A 4429-nucleotide genomic window follows, 5' to 3' on the forward strand; every position below is an offset into this window, starting at 1 on the left:
TCTGCGCGAGCCGCATCAACGAGAAGGGCGGCGTCAAGGTCGGCGACAAGAGCTACAAGATCGCCATCACCTACAGGGACGACAAGTCCGAGCCCGACACCGCGGGCCAGCTCGTCGACCGCTTCAACGACCAGGGGATCAAGCTGGTGCTCGGTCCGTACGGCTCGTCCTCCACCGAGGCGGCCGCGGCGGTGATCGAGAAGAACAAGCAGGTGATGGTCGAGGGCGCCGGCGCCGACGACAAGATCTTCGAGAAGGGCTACACGCAGACGTTTGCGGTCCTGTCACCCGCCACCCAGTACGCCGCCGCGATGGTCAGGGCGGCCGCGGAATTGGCGAAGCCGAAGCCCAAGACCGTCGTCCTCCTCACGGCCGACGACGGGTTCTCCAAGACCGTGACCGAGGGCGGTGAGGCCGAGGCCAAGAAGCAGGGCATGGAGGTGCTCGCCACCGAGTCCTTCCCGGAGGGCGCGACAGATGTGTCCTCGGCGCTGACCAAGGTCCGCGGCAAGAACGCCGACCTGGTGTTGGGCTCGGTGCACCTCGAGGAGGGCATCGCGATCATCAAGCAGGCCGGCGAGCTGGGCGTGAAGCCCGCGGGCGGCTTCGGCGAGACCGTGGCGCCGCCCACCCCCGACTTCGTCAAGACGCTCGGCGACTCGGCGGAAGGCGTGCTCGGCTCGACCCAGTGGGTCCCTCAGGTGAAGGGCGAGGACAAGTACTTCGGCACCGCCGCGGACTACGCCAAGGACTACAAGGCGAAGTTCGGGCGGGACCCCGAGTACCACAACGCCGAGGCGACGGCGGCCTGCCTGGCGCTGGCGCTCGGCCTCGAGAAGGCCGGCTCGACCGACACGCAGAAGGTGCGTGACGCCGTGGCGGGACTCGACGAGGAGACGTTCTTCGGCCCGATCGACTTCAACAAGCAGGGCGAGAACGAAGCCAAGCCGATGTCCGTCATCCAGATCCAGGGCGGCAAGCCGGTGACGGTGTGGCCGAAGGAGCAGGCAGAGAGCGAGCTGAAATGGCCCGCCGCCGGCTGAGCGCGGCGCGGTGACGGAGTTCCTCCAGTCCACGGTCTACGGCCTGCTCCAGGGAGGCCTGCTCGCCCTCGTGGCGGTGGGCTTCTCCCTGGTGTGGGGCGTGATGAACGTGGTGAACCTTGCCCACGGCACGTTCGTGGTGCTCGGGTCATACGTCGCCTGGCAGCTCAACAAGTCCGCGGGCGTGGACCCCTTCCTCGGGATGTTCGCGGCCGCGGCCTGCCTGTTCGTGGCGGGCTACGCGGTGCACATGCTGCTGATCAACCAGGTGATCAAGGCACCGATCTGGATGACGCTGTTGCTCACCTTCGGCCTCGAGTTGGTTCTGATCAACGCGATGGTGTTGCTCTTCAGCGGCGACTTCCGCTCGATCGAGACCGGCTGGGCGGCCGACGCGATCGCCCTGGGCGACGTGCGGATACCCTACGGCCGGCTCGCCGGCTTCCTGGTGGCCGTGGGCCTCACGCTGGCGCTGGTGGCCTTCATGTCGCGCACGCGGCTCGGCCTTGCCATCAAGGCAACCGGGATGGACCGTGACGCGGCACGGCTGATGGGGATCCGGGCGCGGCGCGTCTACGCCACCACGTTCGCCATCGCGGCCGCCATGGCCGGGGCGGCCGGGGCGATCGTGGGCACCGTGGGCACCTTCAGCCCGGCCTCCGCCCCCGCCTTCACGCTGCAGAGCTTCGTGATCGCGGTGCTCGGCGGCCTCGGCAACATGTGGGGCGCCCTGGCCGGCGGCCTGGTGCTCGGGTTGGTGCAGTCGTGGGGCGGCCAGTACCTGTCGGGCACGCTCGTCACCGCCATCGCCTTCGGGGTGCTGGTGGCGGTGCTGATCGTGCGCCCGGCCGGCCTGCTCGGCAAGCCCTACTACGAGGCGAGGGTCGAGATCTGATGGCCACCGACCCGCAGGCAGGGAAGCCGGCGTCCGCCGAGGGCCCCGGCGGAGCGCGCCGGCTGGGGTTCCTGAGCGGCCGCGCCGGCTGGGCCGCCGCGGCGGTGGCGCTCCTGTTCTTCATCGCCCTCCCCGTGCAGCTGTACGGCAGCCAGCAGCGCACCCTCGCCGCCGCGTTCATGTTCGTCGCGCTGGCGCAGGGCTGGAACCTGATTGGCGGCTTCGCCGGCTACCCGAGCTTCGGCAACGTCGTGTTCTTCGGCCTCGGGGGCTACACCACGGCGATCTTGATGGCGAAGGCCGGCGCCTCGTTCTACGTGGCGCTTCCCGCCGCCGCCCTCGTGGGGCTCGGTTTCGCGGCGCTGATGGGCGTGCCGGTGCTGAGGTTGCGGGGGCACTACTTCGCGATCGCCACGCTGGGCGTGGCGGAGGGCATGCGCGAGGTCGTGCTCAACCTCGACGGGCTCACCGGCGGGGGCTCGGGCCTCACGGTTCCCGCCGTGGGCATCGAGGCGACCACGTCCTACCCCGGCAACGCCGGCTTCTACTACATGTTCCTGGCGCTGGCGGTGCTCGCCACCGCGGTCGTGCTCTGGGTGTCGCGCAGCCGCTTCGGCTACGGGCTGCGGGCGATCAACCAGGACGAGGACGCCGCGGCCGCGATGGGCATCGACACCACGCGCGCCAAGATCGGCGCTTTCGCCCTCGCGGGTGTCATCACCTCGCTCGCCGGCGCGATGTACGCCTTCCAGCAGGTCACGATCTACCCGGCCCGGCTCTTCGACGTGCAGATCACCCTGCTGATGGTGGTGATGGCGGTGATCGGCGGGTCGGGCACGGTGGTCGGACCGGTGCTCGGCGCGCTCGGGCTGCAGTTCCTCTCCGAGTACCTGCGCGACAACCTCACCGACTACCACACGTTCGTGTTCGGGGTGATCATCGTGGTGGCCGTGATCCTTCTGCCGCAGGGCCTCGTCAGATTCGTGCGAGAGGGGTGGCGCACGCGGCGGTTCTCGCTGCTCGACAACGTGAGGGCGTACCGGCTGTGAGCGCCCCCGCCCTGGAGACCCGCGGCCTGTCGCGCCGTTTCGGCGGCCTCGAGGCGCTCTCAGACGTGTCGCTCTCGGTCGAGCCCGGCACCGTGCTCGGGATCATCGGGCCGAACGGCGCCGGCAAGAGCACGCTGATCAACCTCGTGACGGGCCACCTCAAGCCCAGCTCCGGCTCCGTGTGCGTCGACGGGCGGGAGGTCACCGGGCAGCGGCCCTGGGTCATCGCGCGAGCGGGTGTGGCACGCACGTTCCAGATCGTCAAGCCCTTCCGCGAGCTGACCGTGCGCGACAACGTGGCGATCGGGGCGATGTACGGGCCGGATGGCGCGGGCTCCGTGAAGGACGCGCAGCGGCGCGCGGACGAGGTGCTCGAGCGCGTCGGGCTCGCGGGCCGCGGGGAGGTGCCGCCAGGCGAGCTGGGCGTGGCCGACGCCCGCCGTCTCGAGCTGGCCAAGGCCCTGGCGCTGGGGCCGCGGTTGCTCCTGCTCGACGAGGTGATGGCCGGGCTGCGCGGCTCGGAGATCGAGCCGGCGCTGGAGCTGATCCGCTCACTCCGTGACGAGGGAATGACGATCGTGGCCGTGGAGCACATCGTGAAGGTGATCCTGTCGGTCTCCGACGAGGTGTTGGTGCTGCACGAGGGCCGTGAGCTCACGCGCGGGAAACCCGCCGAGGTCGTGAAGGACGAGCGCGTGATCGAGGCCTATCTGGGCCAGCGCTACGCGAAGCGGATGGCCGAGGGGAATGGCGATGCTTGAGATCTCAGGCCTCAACGCGGGCTACGGGCGCGTGGAGGTTCTCCAGGGGGTCGACCTCGAGGTGGGGGAGGACGAGATCGTGGCCCTTGTCGGCTCGAACGGCGCCGGCAAGACGACTCTGCTGCGCGCCGTCTCGGGGGTGATCGCGGCGGCGGCGGGCTCGGTGCGCTTCAAGGGCGACGAGATCGGCGGCCTGCCTCCCGAGGAGATCGTGGACCGGGGCATCGCGCACGTGCCCGAGGGACGGCGCCTGTTTGCCGGCCTGACCGTGCGCGAGAACCTGATGGTCGGCGGCTACAGCGGCCACACCGAGGACATCGAGAGCGCGGTGGCGCTGTTCCCGCTGCTCGGCGAGCGGCTGGGCCAAGCGGCCGGCAGCCTGTCGGGCGGCGAGCAGCAGATGTGCGCGATCGCCCGCGGGCTCATGAGCAGCCCCGCCCTGATCATGATCGACGAGCTGTCGCTGGGATTGGCGCCCAAGCTCGTGGACGAGATAGTCGAGCGGCTGCGCACCGTGGCGGAGGACGGCACGGCCGTGCTGCTGGTCGATCAGGACGTGGATGCCGCGTTGCGGCTGGCGGCCCGCGGGTACGTGCTCGAGACCGGACGAATCGTTGTGAGTGGCCCGAGCGCGGAGCTGCTCGAGGACGAGCGCGTCCGGGAGGCGTACCTGAGCGTGGC

The 4429-nt window shown here is 70.2% G+C and carries 5 protein-coding genes; all 5 read left to right on the plus strand.

The genetic code is table 11. The features are described 5' to 3' along the window. On the plus strand, nt 1-1043 hold a 1043-nt coding region (locus AABM41_09630; GenBank protein MEK6192557.1), incomplete at its 5' end, for an amino acid ABC transporter substrate-binding protein. A gap of 10 nt (nt 1044-1053) precedes the next feature. Next, nucleotides 1054-1938: a branched-chain amino acid ABC transporter permease gene (locus AABM41_09635; protein MEK6192558.1), complete on the plus strand. Its 885-nt coding sequence runs from the start codon at nt 1054-1056 to the stop codon at nt 1936-1938. Continuing rightward, nucleotides 1938-2987, plus strand: a complete 1050-nt coding sequence (locus AABM41_09640; protein ID MEK6192559.1) for a branched-chain amino acid ABC transporter permease — start codon at nt 1938-1940, stop codon at nt 2985-2987. Before AABM41_09635 ends, AABM41_09640 begins: the two co-directional genes overlap by 1 nt. Continuing rightward, nucleotides 2984-3748 (plus strand): ABC transporter ATP-binding protein, encoded by a 765-nt coding sequence (locus AABM41_09645; protein MEK6192560.1) that lies wholly within the window; start codon nt 2984-2986, stop codon nt 3746-3748. Before AABM41_09640 ends, AABM41_09645 begins: the two co-directional genes overlap by 4 nt. After that, nucleotides 3741-4429: ABC transporter ATP-binding protein (locus AABM41_09650; GenBank protein MEK6192561.1), on the plus strand; the 689-nt coding region annotated here is incomplete at its 3' end. The genes AABM41_09645 and AABM41_09650, both read left to right, overlap by 8 nt.

This window comes from Chloroflexota bacterium (assembly GCA_038040195.1).
In the GTDB taxonomy this organism is placed as follows: Bacteria; Chloroflexota; Limnocylindria; order QHBO01; family QHBO01; genus DASTEQ01.

Bases quoted from the DNA above. Each gene is read 5' to 3' on its own strand.
- AABM41_09640 (MEK6192559.1), top strand. From the start codon at position 1,938: ATGGCCACCGACCCGCAGGCAGGGAAGCCGGCGTCCGCCGAGGGCCCC.